The sequence below is a fragment of the Bradyrhizobium sp. Cp5.3 genome, from assembly GCF_000426265.1.
GTDB lineage: Bacteria > Pseudomonadota > Alphaproteobacteria > Rhizobiales > Xanthobacteraceae > Bradyrhizobium > Bradyrhizobium neotropicale.
The window spans coordinates 1-17,599 of the sequence record NZ_AUFA01000033.1; the positions used below are offsets into that span (position 1 = coordinate 1).

At 65.2% G+C, this 17,599-nt stretch carries 14 protein-coding genes; 4 read left to right on the plus strand and 10 right to left on the minus strand.

From position 1 onward, the window contains the following. Both K289_RS49210 and K289_RS0131040 read right to left on the minus strand, forming a co-directional pair. Positions 1-122, minus strand: a 122-nt coding sequence (locus tag K289_RS49210) for a twin-arginine translocation signal domain-containing protein (protein WP_156918288.1), incomplete at its 3' end; no start/stop codon positions are given. 135 nt (positions 123-257) lie between these two features. Further along, on the minus strand, positions 258-1,991 hold the full coding sequence (locus K289_RS0131040; RefSeq protein ID WP_027555044.1) for an adenylate/guanylate cyclase domain-containing protein: 1,734 nt from the start codon (positions 1,989-1,991) through the stop codon (positions 258-260). A 217-nt stretch (positions 1,992-2,208) separates the two neighbouring features. Here K289_RS0131040 and K289_RS45760 point away from each other — a divergent pair, with 217 nt between their 5' ends. Further along, complete coding sequence (locus K289_RS45760) at positions 2,209-3,792, plus strand: glycosyltransferase family 39 protein (protein ID WP_084788798.1); 1,584 nt, start codon at positions 2,209-2,211, stop codon at positions 3,790-3,792. A gap of 113 nt (positions 3,793-3,905) precedes the next feature. Here the strand turns inward: K289_RS45760 and K289_RS0131050 are convergent, their stop codons facing one another. After that, on the minus strand, positions 3,906-4,934 hold the full coding sequence (locus tag K289_RS0131050) for a YcjF family protein (protein WP_027555045.1): 1,029 nt from the start codon (positions 4,932-4,934) through the stop codon (positions 3,906-3,908). Next, positions 4,931-6,400 (minus strand): YcjX family protein, encoded by a 1,470-nt coding sequence (locus K289_RS0131055; protein WP_027555046.1) that lies wholly within the window; start codon positions 6,398-6,400, stop codon positions 4,931-4,933. Before K289_RS0131055 ends, K289_RS0131050 begins: the two co-directional genes overlap by 4 nt. Positions 6,401-6,578: 178 nt before the next feature. On the opposite strand from K289_RS0131055, the gene K289_RS0131060 reads away from it, so the two are divergent. Next, positions 6,579-7,274, plus strand: coding sequence for a hemolysin III family protein (locus tag K289_RS0131060; protein WP_027555047.1), 696 nt, complete (start codon positions 6,579-6,581; stop codon positions 7,272-7,274). A gap of 40 nt (positions 7,275-7,314) precedes the next feature. After that, a complete protein-coding gene (locus tag K289_RS0131065; RefSeq protein ID WP_027555048.1) occupies positions 7,315-8,109 on the plus strand; it encodes an SDR family oxidoreductase in 795 nt (264 codons plus the stop codon). Positions 8,110-8,333: 224 nt separating this feature from the next. Here K289_RS0131065 and mdlC read toward each other — a convergent pair whose 3' ends face one another. The 4 genes from mdlC to K289_RS0131085 all read right to left on the minus strand — a co-directional run bounded on the left by mdlC (position 8,334) and on the right by K289_RS0131085 (position 13,287). Then, a complete protein-coding gene (mdlC, locus tag K289_RS0131070) occupies positions 8,334-9,956 on the minus strand; it encodes a benzoylformate decarboxylase (protein WP_027555049.1) in 1,623 nt (540 codons plus the stop codon). Positions 9,957-10,137: 181 nt separating this feature from the next. Next, positions 10,138-10,989 (minus strand): MaoC family dehydratase N-terminal domain-containing protein, encoded by an 852-nt coding sequence (locus tag K289_RS0131075; protein WP_027555050.1) that lies wholly within the window; start codon positions 10,987-10,989, stop codon positions 10,138-10,140. Positions 10,990-11,004: 15 nt separating this feature from the next. After that, a complete protein-coding gene (locus K289_RS0131080; protein ID WP_027555051.1) occupies positions 11,005-12,108 on the minus strand; it encodes a CaiB/BaiF CoA-transferase family protein in 1,104 nt (367 codons plus the stop codon). Between the two features lie 9 nt (positions 12,109-12,117). After that, a complete protein-coding gene (locus K289_RS0131085) occupies positions 12,118-13,287 on the minus strand; it encodes an acyl-CoA dehydrogenase family protein (RefSeq protein ID WP_027555052.1) in 1,170 nt (389 codons plus the stop codon). A gap of 125 nt (positions 13,288-13,412) precedes the next feature. On the opposite strand from K289_RS0131085, the gene K289_RS0131090 reads away from it, so the two are divergent. Then, positions 13,413-14,333: a LysR substrate-binding domain-containing protein gene (locus K289_RS0131090; RefSeq protein WP_027555053.1), complete on the plus strand. Its 921-nt coding sequence runs from the start codon at positions 13,413-13,415 to the stop codon at positions 14,331-14,333. 293 nt (positions 14,334-14,626) lie between these two features. Here K289_RS0131090 and K289_RS0131095 read toward each other — a convergent pair whose 3' ends face one another. Beyond that, on the minus strand, positions 14,627-15,901 hold the full coding sequence (locus K289_RS0131095; RefSeq protein ID WP_027555054.1) for a cytochrome P450: 1,275 nt from the start codon (positions 15,899-15,901) through the stop codon (positions 14,627-14,629). A 183-nt stretch (positions 15,902-16,084) separates the two neighbouring features. After that, positions 16,085-17,350: a cytochrome P450 gene (locus K289_RS0131100; RefSeq protein ID WP_027555055.1), complete on the minus strand. Its 1,266-nt coding sequence runs from the start codon at positions 17,348-17,350 to the stop codon at positions 16,085-16,087. Between the last annotated feature and the right edge of the window lie 249 nt (positions 17,351-17,599).

Sequence of the window (17,599 nt, forward strand, 5' to 3'; positions counted from 1 at the left end):
GGCCGTTCGCCATTGGCGAAAGGCAGGGTCACGGTGTCCTCGGCGAGCACTTTGCTGGCGCCGAATCCCGCCGCCAACGCGGCGAGGCCCGCTCCCTTGAGCAGGTTGCGTCTGTCGATCATGTGTCTCCCCCCGGAGATTTTTGCGCTGAGTCGCGATCATCACCGCGAGCCCGCGATCATCTGTTGCACCGCTGGCGGCGAAGTCAATTCGTGCTTTCGCAGCAGGCCATGCCGCTGCGCTGCAACAAGGCGGTGTTACGCCGCGACGCGCTCACCGCGGTCGACCAGGGCGGAGAGCTGCCTGACGTCCGCGACGACGCGCACGGTCATCGGCTCGTCGCGGCCGCGGATCGTGACCTCCCGCTGCGGCAGCGCATCGTCGCCCAGGCCGGCGGTGTGACGGACCTCCTCCGAGACGATCGCCTCGCAGGCCAGCGTCTTGGTCATGTCCTGGAGCCGGGCGGCGACGTTGACGGCATCGCCGAGCGCGGTGAAGACGGTGTGATCGCGATAGCCGATATCGCCGATGATGACCTCGCCGCCGTGGATGCCGATGCCGAAGCGGATCGGCTGGCGCAGATCGTGGCTCAACAGCTCGTTGAGCTCGTCGATATGGAGGGCGATGCCGGCGGCGGCCCTCAGCGCCTGGCGGCAGGCGGTCTGCGGATCCGTCGTGAGCCCGAACAGCGCCAGCATGCCGTCGCCGACGAACTGGTTTGGTTGACCGCCATTCTCGATCACCGCCTGCGACACCGCGCCGAGGAAACGGTTGACGATGAAGACGGTGTCGAACGGCAGCCGCTTCTCGGCGAGCTGCGTCGAGCCGCGCATGTCGACGAACAGGCTGACGAGATAGCGTTCCTGGCCGATCCGCGCCGGCGTCGAGGCCTGCGCGTTCGCCGACAGCGTGTGCGGCGTGAAGAGCTGGAAGAAGGAGAGGTCGCAGGTCGGCCGCAACTGGCAGGCCAGCCGGATCGAGGGATCGGTGGTGCCGACGCGGGTGAGCACGAAGGCTTCGCGCTGAGAGGGCTCGGGCAGGGCGCCATGATCGCCGATGACACGGATGCGGCAGGTCGAGCAGCGGGCGCGGCCGCCGCAAACGCTGGCATGCGGCACGTTGTGGCGCAGGCTTGCTTCCAGCACGGAGAGGCCCTTGGGGACGCGCACCGTCTTGCCGTTGCCGTAGGACAACGCGATCATGCCGCCGCGCCGCTCGCGCAAGGCCCGCACGCCGCGCGCGAGCAGGACCACGCCCAGCAGGCCGAGATAGCCGACGGTGAGGCCGCCGGTGATACGGTCGAGCGTGTTGGCTTCCGCGAGGGTGCCGAGCTGGCGCCTTGTGAGGTTATGCGTGCGCCATTCGCCGTCGTCGCTGTCGGCGACGACGCTGCGGCCGCCCTGGTAGATACCGAGCAGCGCCAGTGTCGGGATCAGCACGGCGGCGGCGAGCAGATAGGGCGCGGCGCGCGTGAAGAAAGACTTCAGGCGGAGCCAGAAACAGATTCCGATGCAGCCATGCACCCAGGCAATGACAAGCAGGATGGTCATCTGCCAGATCCGGTTGGATGACCCGGCGAAGAACAGATAGAGCTCCTGGGGATAGAGCTTCTGGTGGCCGTACAGCGTGTGGCCGAGGCGCACGCCGATAACATGGGCCATGATGAGGGCGGGGATGCTCAACCCCAGCACGAGCTGGAGCGGCTCGATCGTCTTCCAGCGGAACTGCCGGCGCTGGTACAGCGCGTACACGCCGAGCCCCATATGCGTCAGCGCCGCTGTGTAGAACACGATCGCGACCGGCAGGAACTGCCAGAAGGCTGTATGGTAGTAGACCCCGGCCTCCATCGCATCGACCGAGATGTTCCCGAGCGCATGGTTGAGGAAATGGCTGATCACATACGAGAAAAGGATGACGCCGCAGACCAGCCGCACTTGCCGCAGGCTGGTGCCGCGGATCATTTCGGACATTCGTGCGGAAGCGGTGGCCATGATTCGGTTGTATCAGTTCATGAAATAGAACAGCCAGCGGAGAGTTAAATTCCCGGGCGGAGGCAACGTCCCAGATCACATACCTGGCAAATCCCGCCGCCGTTGTCCCGGATCGGCGCGCTTGTCCGGGACGACGTAGAAATACGCGGCAACATGCCCCACATTGACTCGCTCTCCCAAGTCGGGGAAAAGCGCGGCCGTGACGACGACCGCCGACATGACACTGAAGCCCGACGGCGCTGCGCGTCGTTCCCTCGTCATGGCCGCGCTCGTGATCGCGGCGATGACGCTGCTGCGCATCGTTTACGCCTCCGCGATCGAGCTGCGCACCGACGAGGCCTATTATTGGACCTGGTCGAAGGAAACCGCGCTCAGCTTCCTTGACCATCCGCCGATGATCGCTTGGTTCATCCGCTTCGGCACCGCGATCTTCGGCGACACCGTGCTCGGCGTCCGCTTTGGCGGCATCGTCGCGATGCTGGTGATGCAGCTCCTGCTCATCGACATAGTCCGCCGCGTCACCCATGACGTGCGCGCGATGGCGCTCGCGGTGCTGATGCCCGAGGCCGCGCTCTACTACGGCCTCTTGATGGCCAAGGTCGCGCCCGACGTCGCCCTGATCCCGTTCGCGATGGCGATGATGTGGTCCTTGGTGCGGCTCGCGCTCGGCGGCGACGGCCGCTGGTGGCTCGCGGCCGGCCTGTTCGCCGGCCTGTCGCTGCTGTCGAAATTCACCGCGATCATGTTTGCGCCTGCGGTCGCGGCTTTTCTCCTGGTGCCGGATTGGCGCTGGCGCTGGCTGCGCAGCCCTTATCCTTACCTTGCCGTGGTGATCGCAATCGCGGTGTTCTCGCCGGTCCTGATCTGGAACGCCGGGCACGACTGGGCCTCGTTCCGCTTCCAGGGCGTGCGTGCCACGGCCAATTACGGGATCTCCTTGCGCACGGTCGGAGATTATATCGGACTGCAATTCGGGCTTGTCGGCTTCGTCATGCTGCCGGTGGTGCTGGCAGGGCTGGCGATGATGGCGTGGCGCGGCTATCGCGCGCGCGAGCCGGTTGCGATCCTCCTGTCCACCGCGGTGCTGGTGCCGTTCCTTTATTTTCTCGTGAAATCGTTCACGCTGCGGGTCGGTGACACCTGGCCGATGTTCATGTGGCCGGTCGGATTTGCCGCCGCCGCGATCAACCTCGCGATGCTGCCGTGCGAATGTTGGCCGGTCCGGATGGTCCGGTTTAGCGTGTTCTGGGCAAAGACGGCGGTCGTCTCGGGGATCGTATTCGTCGTGATCGTGTTCCTCTACTACGTCGCTGCCCCCTGGAACCTGCTCGGCAAGATCGATCCGGTCGGTGCCGAGGCCGGCTACGAGCAGGTTGCGGCACGGGTCCAGACCGCGCTGGATGAGACCGGCGCGACCTGGATCGCGACCACGGACTACCGCACCTACGCCATGATGCGCTGGCTGTTCAGGGGCCGCGTGCCGGTGATTGAGCTCAACGAGCGCGGCCGCTTCCAGGATTTTCGCGACCCCGGCATGGAGAAGATTCGCGGTCATGCCGGAATCTATGTCGGCCGCGTGCCCGACAATCGCTCACTGGTATGGGATTCGATCCCGGCCAGGCGCGAGCCACTGGCAGAGGTCGAACGGCGCTGGCGCGGCCTCGTGATCGATACCTACGCGCTGGAAAAGCTCACCGGCTGGACCCCGGAGCTCTCGCCGCCGAAGGACTCGCCGCTGTTCCAGTGGCGTGTGCTGGCCCTCTTCTCCCTCTCCCCGCTCGCGGGGAGAGGGTTGGGGTGAGGGGGAGTCTCCGCGGGGACGGTGACAGATGGATTCGCGGAGAGTCCCCCTCACCCGAAATTCAAGCTGCGCTTGAATTTCGGCCTCTCCCTGCAAGCGGGGAGAGGCGAAGGCTATTCCTCGTCCTCTTTCTTCCGCAGCAGATCCGTCGCGAGGTCGGTTAGCTTCGGCTGCGGCAGAGCCGCGAACGGCAGCGGGCGGGTGACGTCGATCGCGGCCAATCCCAGCCGCGCGGTCAACAGGCCGTTGAGCACGCCTTCGCCGAGCCGCTGCGACAGCTTTGCCGCAATGCCATGGCCGAGCATCTGCTGCACCAGGCTGTCGCTCGCGGCCATGCCGCCGGTGATGGCGAGATGGGCGATGACGTGGCGGATGAGGCGGATCATGCCGAGTGCGCCGGGCCGGCCGCCATAGAGCCGGGCGAGTTGCCGGATCAGGCGGAGCGAGGCCACGAACACGAACAGCACGTCGATCAGCGCGCGCGGCGAGACCGCGGTCACGATCGAGACCCGCTGCGCGGCCGATGACACCAGCCGCCGTGCCTCCGTATCCAGCGGCGTCATCAATTCGCGCTCGGCGAGCCGGATCATGTCGGCGCCATCGATGATCTCGCCGGCGTGGCTCTCCAGCGTCGTGCGAGCGCGTGCGAGCTGCGGGTTCTGATGCGCGATCTTGAGCAAGTCCTGCACGATCGCGCGGCTCTCGGCGCGATCATCGCTGGTGAGCACCGCGGCCGCGCGCTGATGCAGCTTCTCGATCGTGGCAAGCCGCGCCAGGCCGAATGCCTCGCGCCCGATCACCACCGCGAGCGCAAGCGTGGTAACGAAAGCGAGGGCAAGGCCGACGATCCCGAGGCTTTCACTGCGCGCGAAGAGATCCTCGATCAGATGGACCACGCCAAGCCCGACCCCGAGCAGTGTCAGGCCGGCGACGCCTGACCAGAACAGCGTGCCCCAGGGAAAGCCACGCCGCGCCGGTAGCGCCGGCTCGATCGGCACAGGCAGCATCGACGGATCGGGCTCCGGCGTGATCTGGATCGTCCCGCGACCGATCCGCCCGGTCTCATCGGCCTCGGTGACGACGACGCCCGGATCATCCAGCCGGAACGTTGCCGGCCGCCGCTGTTGGGATCGGTCGTTCATAGCAACTTGTCTCCGATCAGGAACTGCAAGGCACGGTCGAGGCGGATGTGAGGCAGCGCCGGCTCTTCCGTGCCTTCGCGTTCGAGTTTTGGCGGGCGGAAGCGCAGGAAGCGGAAATCGCTCTTCTCGGCTTCGCCTGTGGAAAGGCCACGATAGGCATCGGTACCGTCGAACAACGCTTCGGGATCGGCGGGCAGGTCGCCCGGAAAGGTCGCCACTTCCGTGTTGCCGTCGAAGAACTCGCCGCCGGCACTTTCACCCGCCGCCGGTGTTCCCAGGATCGACGGCAGCCTGTCGCGGCCATGCGCGACCTGCGCCTCGCGGGTGGCGCGCACGGCGGCGAGCGCCACCACGTCGATCTCCGCGCCGGTGTTTTCGGCCCGCGCCACCGCGCGCGTGACCGCGCGGCGCAGCACGGCCTCGAGCCGGTCGTGACTGGAATGATGCAGATGGTCCGCCTTGGTGGCCGCGAACAGGATGCGGTCGATGCGCGGCCGGAACAGGCTGGAGAGGAACGTGCTGCGGCCGATGCGGAAGCAGTCGAGAATGCCGGCGAGCGCGGCTTCGAGATCGTGCAGTGCCTCGGGCCCCGCGTTGAATGCGGCGAGCGCATCGGCCAGCACGATCTGGCGGTCGAGCCGGGCGAAATGATCACGGAAGAACGGCCGCACCACGACGGCCTTGTAGGCTTCAAAGCGGCGGACCATCATCGCCCAGAGCGAGCCGTCCGGCGCCTGTCCGTCCGCAGGCACGTCGAGCGGCGCAAAGGTCAGCGCCGGTGTATCGGCGAGACTGCCGGGCATCAGGAAGCGGCCGGGCGGCAGCAGGCTCATGGCAAAGCGCTCGTCGCGGCAGGCGCGCAAGTAACCCGTGAAGAGCCTTGCAGCGACAAGCGTCGCCTGCTCGTCCTCGCGCGCCTCCGGCTTCAGCGTCGCAAGATGCGCGTGCCATTCGGCGGCAAGATGGGCGCGGGGCGCCTCGCGCGACAGCGCCAGACTCTCCGCCGACCACTGCTCGTAGCTCTTTTGGAGCAGCGGCAGGTCGAGCAGCCATTCGCCGGGATAGTCGACGATGTCGAGCGTCAGGGTCCGGTCCGCTCCGTTCTGGCGCTGGTAGTCGATGATGAGGCGCAGCTCGCTGATGTCGACGGTCGAATTCGGCCAGCGCCGCTCCTCGAGCAACGCGCGCAGATGGTTCTCATAGGCGAAGCGCGGCACGGCGTCGTCTGGCTGGGGCGCCAGATGCGCCCGCGCGATCCGGCCCGACGCGTAGGCCTCGAACACCGGAAACCGCCCGCCGCGGGTGAGGCCATGGATCAGCGCGGTGATGAACACGGTCTTGCCGGCTCGCGACAGGCCGGTGACGCCGAGCCGCACCGTGGGGTTGAAGAAGTGCTCGCCATAGTCCATCAGCGCCCGGGCCGATAGGCGTGCCTCCTCGACCATATCCTGAAAGCTGAATGCCATGTGAACGAAGGGGCTCGGGCGGGGTAATACGCAAAATGGATTAGTCACAAAGGTGGCAACTGCCTGACGAAAATCAAGTTCATACTTCCACCGCCTTTGTCGGCGAAGCAGCGGTTGAACGCTCTGCCGAGCCAGCAAGACCCACATAAGAGTGCCATAGCGTCGCCTCCGGATTGCCATGACCGTCTTCAGAGTGAAGCAACTTGCATCCAACTCGGTCCATGCCGCGGCCGATGCGATCGGCTGGGACTATGACCGCGCCGAGCTGATCGCCGACGGCATCATCCATGCCATCGGCGTGCTCTCCGGCATCATTGCCGCCACCGTCCTCGTGGTGCTCGCGGCGGTCTATGCCAGCGCGGTCGACATCGTCGGTGTCTCGATCTACGTCGCCGGCCTGCTCTCGATGCTGGTGCTCTCGGCGACCTATAATCTCTGGCCGGTGTCGCCGGCCAAATGGCTGCTGCGGCGCTTCGACCATTCCGCGATCTATCTCTTGATCGCCGCGACCTATACGCCGTTCATCCTGGAGCTGAAGGACAGCGTGTTCGCGCTGGCGCTGCTCGTCTGCGTCTGGTGCGTGGCGATCCTCGGCATCGTGCTGAAGCTCGGCTGGCCCGGCAAGTTCGACCGCGTCTCGATCGGCATCTATCTCGCGATGGGCTGGAGCGGCCTGATGCTCTACGACGCCGTGGTCACGGCGCTGCCTGCGATGGCGCTGGGCCTCGTGCTTGCGGGCGGCGCGCTTTACTCGCTCGGCGTGATCTTTCACGCCTGGCGTCGCCTGCGCTTCCAGAATGCGATCTGGCACGGCTTTGTGTTGGCCGGCGCGGCGTGCCATTATACCGCGGTGCTCGACCTCGTGTTGAGCTGAGCAAGACCAAAAGCGGTATAAGAATAAGAGGAGACGTCGCATGCAGGTGACCGGCAAGATCGTGGTCGTCACGGGCGGCGCCAATGGCATCGGCAAGGCGCTGTGTGAAGCCTTTCATCGCGCAGGTGCGGCCAAGGTGGTGGTCGCGGATATGGAGGCCGCCGGCGCGAGAGCAGTGGCGGCGACCGTGAACGGTGCCGCCTTCAAATGCGACGTCGCCCAGGAAAAGGACATCGCTCACGTCATCGAGGAGAGCGAGCGGCAGTTCGGCCCCATCGACCTCTTTTGCTCCAATGCCGGCATCGGCGGCGGCTTCGATCCGATGTCGGTGAATGCCGGCGGCTCTTCGGACGAGCCGTGGCAGCGCAGCTGGGCGATCCACGTCATGGCCCACGTCTACGCAGCGCGGCATCTCGTCCCACGGATGAAGGCGCGCGGCGGCGGTTATTTCCTCAACACGATCTCGGCCGCGGGCCTGCTGTCGCAGGTCGGCAGCCCGGCTTATTCGACGACCAAGCATGCCGCGGTCGGCTTTGCCGAAAATCTCGCGATCTCGCACAAGGCGCACAACATCCGCGTCTCGATCCTGTGCCCGCAGGGCGTCGACACCAACATGCTGCGCTCGATCCCGAAGGGACCGCAATCCGGCGACGGCGATCTCTCGCCCGAGCAGGTCGCCAAGGACGCGCTCGCCGGCATCGAGCAGGAGACCTTCCTGATCCTGCCGCACCCGCAGGTGCTCGGTTACATGCGCAAGAAGACCGAGAATTACGACCGCTGGATCGGCGGCATGGCCAAGATCCAGGCGAAGATGCGCGAAGAGTTTGGGAAGTAGGCACTGCTGACGCCGCGTTTGACGCTGTCATGCCCCGGCTTGCCGCCTTCGCTGAAGCTTCGGCGGCCGAGCACCCTTGTGGCCCGGCGTAGCCTTGGCGGGAGCCGGGACCGGGGCATCCAGTACGCCGCGGCGTCTCCGTATCACGTCACCGTCGCTGGAATACTGGATCGCCCGATGAAGTCGGGCGATGACAGCTGAGTGTGTGGAGAAAAGTCGCGCCCCTAATGCTTCTGCGCGTAGAGCAGCGGCACCGCCGAATCCACCACCACTTCGACCAGGCTCGTGCCCTCGAACGCCATGGCGCGCTTCAGCGCATCGCCGAGCTCCGCGGCCTTCGTCACCCGCACGGCCTCGCAGCCCATGCCTGCGGCGAGCTTGACGAAGTCGATTCCCGGCAGCTCCAGCCCGGGCACGTTGCGCACCTGCATCACCTGGCTGAACGAGCGCATCGCGCCGTAGCCGGAATTGTTGATGACGACGATGGTGAGCGGCAGCTTGCGCTGCGCGGCGGTCCACAGCGCCTGGATCGAATACATCGCCGAGCCGTCGCCGATCAGGCACACCGTGCGCTGCTTCGGCTTGCCGAGCGCCATACCGACAGCGGCGGGCAGTGAGTAGCCGAGGCCGCCGCTCGCCATGGTGTAAAAGCTATCCTGGCCGCGCATCGGCAGGAATTTTTGCATTGCGGGCCGGTGCGAGGGCACTTCCTCGACGAGTGAGGCGCCATCCGGCATGGCCTGCGACAGCGAATGCAGCAAATATTCCACGGGCAGTGGATCGGCGGCTTGCGGCGCTGGCGGCAGCGTGCGGCCTTTCGGCGTCGCGCGTCTGCTCTCCGGCAGGAGGTCGAGCAACATCGCGAGCGCCGGCTTCATGGTGGCGATGATGCTGCTGCCGACCGGCGTCACCGCCGCGGCATCCGGATCATCGGTGATCTGGAAGATCGTCGCGCCACCGTTGAAGATCGATGCATGGCCTTCGACGTGAAACGTGAAGACAGGCGCGCCGATCACGACGACGAGATCATGCTCGCGCAATGCGTCGGAGAGTTGCGCCGGTGAGGCGTGCAGGAAACCCGCGAATTGCGGATGACGCTCGGGGAACGAGCAGCGCGCCGAGAACGGGCTGACCCAGACGCTCGCCCTGGCTTTCTCGGCGACGTGCACCATCAGGTCGACCACGCCGGCGCGGTCGACGCCGGGGCCGACGACGAGGGCAGGGTGCTTGGCTGAACCGAGCGCCGCCACCAGCGCCTTCATCGCCTCCGGCTCCGGGCCGACCTCGCGGCTGACCTTGCGCGCCTCGACCGGCGCGGTCGCATGCGTCCAGTCGTCGATCGGGATCGATACGAAGGTCGGCCCGCACGGCGGCTGCATGGCGGTGTAATAGGCGCGCGCGATCGCGGCCGGCACGTCCTCGGGTCTTGCCGGCTCGACGCTGTATTTCACGTACGGCCGCGGGAATTCCGAGGCGCGCTCGGCATAGAGGAACGCCTGCAACGGGAGGATCGATCGGGCCTGCTGGCCCGCGGTGATGACGAGCGGCGTCTGGTTGCGGTGCGCGGTGTAGATGTTGCCGAGCGCGTTGCCGACGCCGGCCGCCGAATGCAGATTGACGAAGCCGGCATTGCGCGTCGCCTGCGCATAGCCGTCGGCCATGCCGACCGCGGAGGCCTCCTGCAGCGCCAGCACGTATTCGATGTCATCAGGCCAGTCGCTGAGGAACGGCAGCTCGGTCGAGCCGGGATTGCCGAACACCCTGTTGATGCCGAAGGATCGCAGCAGGTCGAGCGTCGCCTGCTTGACGGTGACGGATTTGCTGCCGGTCTTGCCATTCTTTGACATTGTTTCCGTCCCTTCTTAGTTCCTCATCCTGAGAAGCGCGGAACGCGCGTCTCGAAGGATGAAGGCCCGGCTCTCGGCCTCGCCCTTCGAGACGCGCACGAAGGGCGCGCGCCTCAGGGTGAGGGTCTAGGTTCCTACATCGCGGCTGTACTCGCAAGGACGACGAGGGTGCAACGGTGACTCACCACACCGCCGTGCCCTTCATGGTCGGCTGCCCCTCGGCATTCGCGGTCCACAGCTCCATGCTCTCGCCGCTGTCGTTGGCGTTGATGGAGAACTCCGTGCCCTCGAACAGCGGCTGCAGGCCACGATAGGTGAATTTTTTCGGCGCGATGCCGCCGCGCAGCTTCGCGGCCATCTCGATGATGAGCGCGGCCTGCAACGGCCCGTGGAAGATCAGGCCGGGATAGCCCTCGACCCTGGTGACGTAGTCGCGATCGTAGTGGATGCGGTGGCCGTTGAAGGTCAGCGCGGAATAGCGGAACAACAGCACGGGATCGGATATATGCGTCTCGCGGTGCTGAGCCTTGGGCGGCGGAGGCGGGGCCTTCGCAGATGCCGCCTGCGCGCTCGTCATCTCGCGATAGACGATGTCCTGCCGCTCGCGGATGGCAACGCCGCGCGGTGAGCTGATGCTATGCTCGACCGAGACGAAGCACAGCGTGCCGGTCGAGCCGGACTTCACCTGCACATCGGCAATGCGCGAGGTCCGCGTCGACTCGTCGCCGACGCGCAGGGGCTCCAGAAACTCGATCTCGCCGCCGGCCCACATCCGGCGCGGCAGCGGCACCGGCGGCAGGAAGCCGCCGCGGGTCGGGTGACCATCGGGGCCGAGCATCGACATCGGAAACACCGGCTGCGCCAGGCACCAATGCACTGTGAACGGCGCTGCGTCGCCTTTCGCGGGCTCGCCCACCTCCTGGAACAGCGTCGCGCGCAGGCCCTTGACGAGCTGCGCGGTGACGATGTCGGTGGCTTCCTGGGTGCGGCCGATCCATTGCCGCAGATGATCGATGTCGAGCTTCTCGGTCATGACGCCTCGCTCTTGTTACTTCTTCGACTGGGGACCTTCGCCGATGGCCGGCACGGCGCCGTAGCTGCGCGTCTCGCCGACGATGATCGGCGCCGGCGCGGGATAGCTGACAGGGCCGTTCGGCGTGTCGACCTCGATGCGGCGCAGATGTGGATGGGTGGTGAGGTCGGCCATGGTGTTGACCTCGGCGAAGGCGATGTCGGCATCCGACAGGCGCTTCAGCAGCTCATCGCGTGTCATCTTGCCGAAGGCATCGGCAACCGTCTTGTCGGTGAAGTCGCGGTTGCGCACGCGCTCGACCATATTGGCGACGCGCGCATCGCTCGGCAGATTGGGCTGGTCGAGCACCTCGGCGCAGAGCGTCTTCCATTCGCGCTCGCTCTGGATCGAGATCAGGATGTCCTTGCCGTCCTTCGACGTGAACACGCCATAGGGCGCGATGGAGGGATGGCGAAGGCCCATGCGCTTTGGTGGATTGCCGGCCTCGGAATTGAGCAGCGGCACGGTGCACCAGTCCGCCATCACGTCGAACATGGAGATGCGGATGTCGGCGCCCTTGCCGGTGCGCCCGCGCGCGATCAGCGCCTCCAGGATCGCGGCATGCGCGGTCGCGCCGGTCGCGACATCGACGATGGACATGCCGACGCGCGAGGCGCCATCGGGATTGCCCGTGATCGAAGCCAGCCCGCTCTCGGCCTGGATCAGCAGGTCATAGGCCTTGCGATGCGCGTAGGGACCCTCGTCGCCATAGCCGGTGATCGTGCAGGAGATCAGCTTCGGATAGTCCTTCAGAAGCCGCTCGCGGGAAAAGCCGAGCTTGTCCATCGAGCCGGGCTTGAGGTTCTGAACCAGCACGTCGGCGCTCGCGATCAGCTTTTCGAGTTCGGCGCGACCCTCCTTGGTGGCGAGATCGACCACCGCCGACTGCTTGCCGCGGTTGAGCCAGACGAAATAGCTGCTCTGGCCCTTGGCCGCCGCGTCATAGCCGCGAGCGAAATCGCCCTCGGGCCGTTCGATCTTGATGACCTCTGCGCCGGCATCCGCCAGGCGCGACGAGCAGAACGGCGCTGCGACCGCCTGCTCGACCGCAATCACCCTGATCCCGTCAAGTGCTCCCATGATGCGACCTCAGTATGAGCGGGGCATGCCGAGCACGTGCTCGGCGATGAAGGACAGCACGAGGTTGGTCGAGATCGGTGCCACCTGGTAGAGCCGGGTCTCGCGGAACTTGCGCTCGACGTCGTATTCCTCGGCGAAGCCGAAGCCGCCATGGGTCTGGATGGCCGCATTGGCCGCCTCCCAGGACGCATCCGCTGCCAGCATCTTGGCCATGTTGGCCTCCGCGCCGCAATCGAGGCCGGCTTCGTATTTCCGCGTCGCTTCCTTCACCATCAGCTCGGCCGCGCGCATCGAGGCATAGGCCTTGGCGATCGGGAACTGGATGCCCTGGTTCTGGCCGATCGGCCGGCCGAACACCGCGCGCTCCTTGGCGTAATTCGATGCCTTCGCAATGAACCATTTTGCGTCGCCGACGCATTCGGCAGCGATCAAAATACGCTCGGCATTCATGCCGGAGAGGATGTAGCGAAAGCCCTTGCCTTCCTCGCCGATCAGGTTTTCCGCCGGCACCTTCATGTCAGTAAAGAAGACTTCGGTGGTGGCGTGATTCATCATGGTGCGGATCGGTCGGATCTCGAGACCCTTCCCCTTGGCCTCGCGCATGTCGACGATGAACACGGAAAGCCCATCGGTGCGCTTCTTGGCCTTCTCCTTCGGCGTGGTGCGCGCGAGCAGGATCATCAGGTCGGAATGCTCGGCGCGGCTGGTCCAGATTTTCTGGCCGTTCACGATGTAGTGGTCGCCCTCGCGGCGGGCGAACGTCTTGAGAGAAGAGGTGTCCGTGCCGCTGGTCGGCTCGGTGACGCCGAAGGCTTGCAGACGCAATTCGCCGGTTGCGACCTTCGGCAGATACTTCGCCTTCTGCGCGTCATTGCCGTGCCGCAGCACAGTGCCCATCGTGTACATCTGGGCGTGGCAGCCGCCGCCGTTGCAGCCCGCGCGCTGGATCTCCTCGAGGATCGCGGCCGCAGCGGAGAGCTTCAGGCCCGCGCCGCCATATTCTTCCGGAATCAGCACCGAGAGATAGCCGGCTTCGGTCAGCGCATCGACGAAGGCCTTGGGGTAAGCCATCTCGCGATCGAGCTTGCGCCAGTATTCGCCGGGAAACTGCGCGCAGAGTTTTGCCACGGCCTCGCGGATGTCGGCGTGATCTTCGGTGTGGTGCTCTTCTTGGCTCATGGCGTTTCCCGTGGGCTTTGGTTGAGAGAATAGCGCCGGCCAATCCTCCGGCGTTGTGAAAACAACGCCAACCCCCTATGCTCATTTGCTATAGCGTATGGAGTAGCGTTCCAAGATTGGCAAGTATGGATTTCCGGCAGCTCAGGACCTTCAGTTGCGTGGCGGAGCTCGGCAGCCTCTCCAAGGCATCCGATACGTTGCGCGTGGCGCAGCCGGCGCTGAGCCGCCAGATCAAGCTCCTGGAACACGAGCTGCGCACCGAGCTGTTCACGCGCAACGGCCGCGGCATGGTGCTGACCGAGGCCGGGCGCCTCCTGCTGGCGCGCACTTCCGGCATCGTCCGCCAGATCGACCAGATCCGCGACGACATCCAGTCGGCGAAGGGGCTGCCGTCCGGCCAGGTCGTGCTCGGCCTGGTTCCGACGGTGAGCTGCGTGCTGTCGGCGCGCTTTGCGCGGCGCTGCGTCGAATCCTTTCCCGACATCTCGCTGCGTATCGTTGAAAGCTATAGCGGCCATCTCGTCGAATGGTTGCATCGCGGCGAGATGGATCTTGCGATCCTCTACGGCCGCTCGGCCGATCTGCATCTCAACGTGCAGAGCCTCGGCCGCGACAATATCGTCGCGGTCGGCCCGCGCGGCTGCGGCCTGTCGCGCAAGAAGAGCGTCGATGTCGGTTGGCTGTTGCGACAGCGGCTGGTCCTGCCCAGTCATTCCCACGGCCTCCGCGCGCTGATCGAGCACGCGGCCGCCCAGCGCAAGATCAAGCTCAACGTCCAGCTCGAGGCGGATTCCTTCCGTGTCCTCACCAGCCTCGTGGAGGAGGGGCTGGGCTTCGCGCTGCTGCCGCCCTCGTCGGTGCATGGCGAGGTCGCGGACGGGCGGCTCGAAACCGCGGTCGTCTCGAAACCGATGACGCGCGAGCTCATTTTCGCTTCTCCGATCGACCGCCCCGCCTCGACGGCCTCCCTCGCCATCACCGCGCTCCTGCGCGACGAAGTCGCGGCCTGCCGCAAGGAAGGCCTGTGGGAGATCAGGTTGAATTAGAAGTGCTCGTGTCTTAGAACAGCCGCGCGCCGTCTTGCCTTCGCATCTGGCGCGACCTGCAATGCCGAAATGTTATAGCTGGACTACCGTCACTGCGAGTTTGACGCGCATGCGCATCCAAAATTTCGTTGTTGCGAACGCAGCGAAGCAATCCAGGGATTTATCCGCGGTGACAGTCTGGATTGCTTCGCTGCGCTCGCAATGACGGAGAATGTTGCAGCGGCGCTCGAATCAACTCGCAACTCAATCGCGGAGGCGGCTTCCTTTCTCCGGCCCTACAAAGACGGCAACCGTCAGCCCGGAATCCGCACCGGCAGCGTCTCATAGCCCTTGATGAAGCTCGAATAGATCCGCCGGGGCTCGCCGACCACCTCGATGCGGTCGAACCGCTTCAGCATCTCCTCCCAGACGATCCGGAGCTGGAGCTCGGCGAGCCGCATGCCGACGCAGCGGTGGATGCCGAAGCCGAAGGACAGATGCGTGCGCGGCCGGGGGCGGTCGATGATGAACTCGTTCGGCTTCTCGAACATCTCCTCGTCGCGGTTGCCCGAGACGTACCACATCACGACGCGGTCACCCTTCTTGATGTGCTTGCCGCCGATCTCGGTGTCCTGCAGCGCGGTGCGCCGCATATGCGCGAGCGGGGTCTGCCAGCGGATCACCTCCGGCACCATGGAATCGATCAGCGCCGGATTGTCGCGGAGCTTGTCGTATTGCTCGGGGTTCTCGTTCAGCGCCAGCACCGAGCCGGTCATGGTGTTGCGCGTGGTGTCGTTGCCGCCGACGATGAGCAGGATGATGTTGCCCATGAGGTTGTCGGGGTCCATGAAGCGCGTGGCGTCGTTGTGGGCCATCAGCGACAACAGGTCGTTGCGCGGGGCGGAATTGACCCGCTCGTTCCACAGCTTCGACATGTAGGCGTAGCACTCGTCCATCTCGCGGCGGCGCTCTTCGGCGGATGCGACGATGCCGCTCTTGGGCAGCGCAGTCGAGACGTCGGACCAGCGCGTCAGCTTGCGCCGCTCCTCCCAGGGGAAGTCGAACAGGGTGGCCAGCATCTGCGTCGTCAGCTCGATCGAGACGCGCTCGACGAAATTGAAGGTCTCGTTGCGCGGCAGATTGTCGAGCACTGTCTGCGAGCGCTGGCGGATCAGTTTCGCCAATTCGTCCAGATGCGTCGGCGTGAACATTGGCGACACCGTCTTGCGCTGCGCCGAATGCTGCGGCTGATCCATCGCAATGAAGCTTGGCCAGTCATAGCCGGACGGCACGTCGCGGATCGAGATGCCGCCGAGCGTCGAGTCGGAGGAGAAGAGGCCGTGATTGGTGTCGACATGCATGATGTCGTTGTACTTCACCACCGACCAGTAGGGCTCGATCGGCGCATTGGTGCAGTAGTGCACCGGCTCTTCCTTGCGCAGCCGCTCGAACCACGGCCACAGCGTGTCGTCCTGGAACAGCCGCGGCGCGCCCGGGTGGAACTGCGCCAGCGGCGTCGCATAGGCCTCCTCGCGCGCCCTGCGCATGCGTTCGGCCTTGTCCACGTTGACCGGGGTTTGGATGTTCATGGTGGTGGCTCCAGTGTGTTCCTCTTCGCCTCTCCCCGCTTGCGGGGAGAGGTCGGAATTCGCGCAAAGCGCGGATTCCGGGTGAGGGGGACTCTCCACGATTCGGCTCTCACCGCCCCCGTGGAGACTCCCCCTCACCCCAACCCTCTCGCCGCAAGCGGGGAGAGGGAGTGTTCTTACGCCTTACGCCGCAATCTTCACCGGCAGCGTCTCGTAGCCCTTGATAAAGCTCGAATAGACCCGTTTGGGCTCGCCGACCACGTCGATGTGATCGAAGCGCTTCAGGATCTCCTGCCAGATGATCTTCAACTGCAATTCGGCAAGCCGCAAGCCCACGCAGCGGTGAATGCCGAAGCCGAAGGAGAGATGCGTCCGGGGACGCGCGCGGTCAATGATGAATTCGTAGGGTTTTTCGATCGCCTCCTCGTCGCGGTTGCCCGAGACGTACCACATCACGACCTTGTCACCTTTCTTGATCTGCTTCCCCCGAAACTCGAAGTCGGCAAGGGCGGTGCGGCGCATATGCGCCAGAGGCGTCTGCCAGCGGATCACCTCAGGCACGAAGCTGTCGATCAGCGCGGGGTTGTCGCGCAGCTTGCGATACTGCTCCGGATGCTGGCTCAGCGCGTAGATCGAGCCCGACATGGTGTTGCGCGTGGTGTCGTTGCCGCCGACGATGAGCAGGATGAGATTTCCGAGGAAATTCTTGGCGTCCATGTGACGCGTCGCATCGCTATGCGCCATCATCGAGAGCAGGTCGCTCTTCGGCGGCTGCTGGCTGCGCTCCTTCCACAGCGCGGAAAAATACTGCGCGCATTCGAGCAGCACGGCCTGCCGGTCATCCTCGGTGGGGACGAGCCCGTCCTTGCCCGGGATCGTCATGGCGACATCGGACCAGTGCGTCAGCTTGCGGCGTTCTTCCCAGGGAAAATCGAACAGCACCGCCAGCATCTGGGTGGTGAGCTCGATCGAGACGCGATCGACCCAGTCGAACACCTCGCCTTTGGGGAGATTGTCCAGGCATTCCGCCGAGCGCTTGCGGATGTTGAGGGCGAGCTCGTCGAGATGTGTCGGCGTGAACATCGGCGCCACGGTCTTGCGCTGGGCGCTGTGGCGCGGCGGGTCCATCGAGATGAAGCTTTCCCGGCGCAGCTCCGGATCGACGTCACGGATGGTGATGCCGCCGAGCATCGCGGCCGAGGAGAACGCCGCGTGATTGGTCTCGATCTCCATGATGTCGTTGTATTTGGTCACCGACCAGTACGGCCCGAACATCGAATCCTTGCAGTAGTGGACGGGCTCTTCCTTGCGCAGCCGGTCGAAATAGGGCCAGAACGTATCGGTCCTGAACAATTCAGGATCGCCGGGATCGAACTGTTCGAGCGGCAGTGATAGAGCGCGTTCGCGCAAGGCGTCGCAACTGGCTGTGCTCTCGATGGTCCCATGCATGGCCGTCTCTCCCTGACGTTTCCCGCGCGTTTTTCTTAATTCTGCTCTGCGGTATTTGGGCCGTAATTACAGCCGGTTGTCCGCGTCGGGGCAAGGGAGAGTTTTGCCACATCCAACCTTCGCGTGAACGTTGGACGGTCGTCACGCTTCGCGGCGAACGTGACCTCCCGCACGTCGGTGGGGACGGAATCGTGCGAGAAAGCGCTTGAAATCCCGCTAAATCGAACCCGTCCGTCTTGGGTATCGACT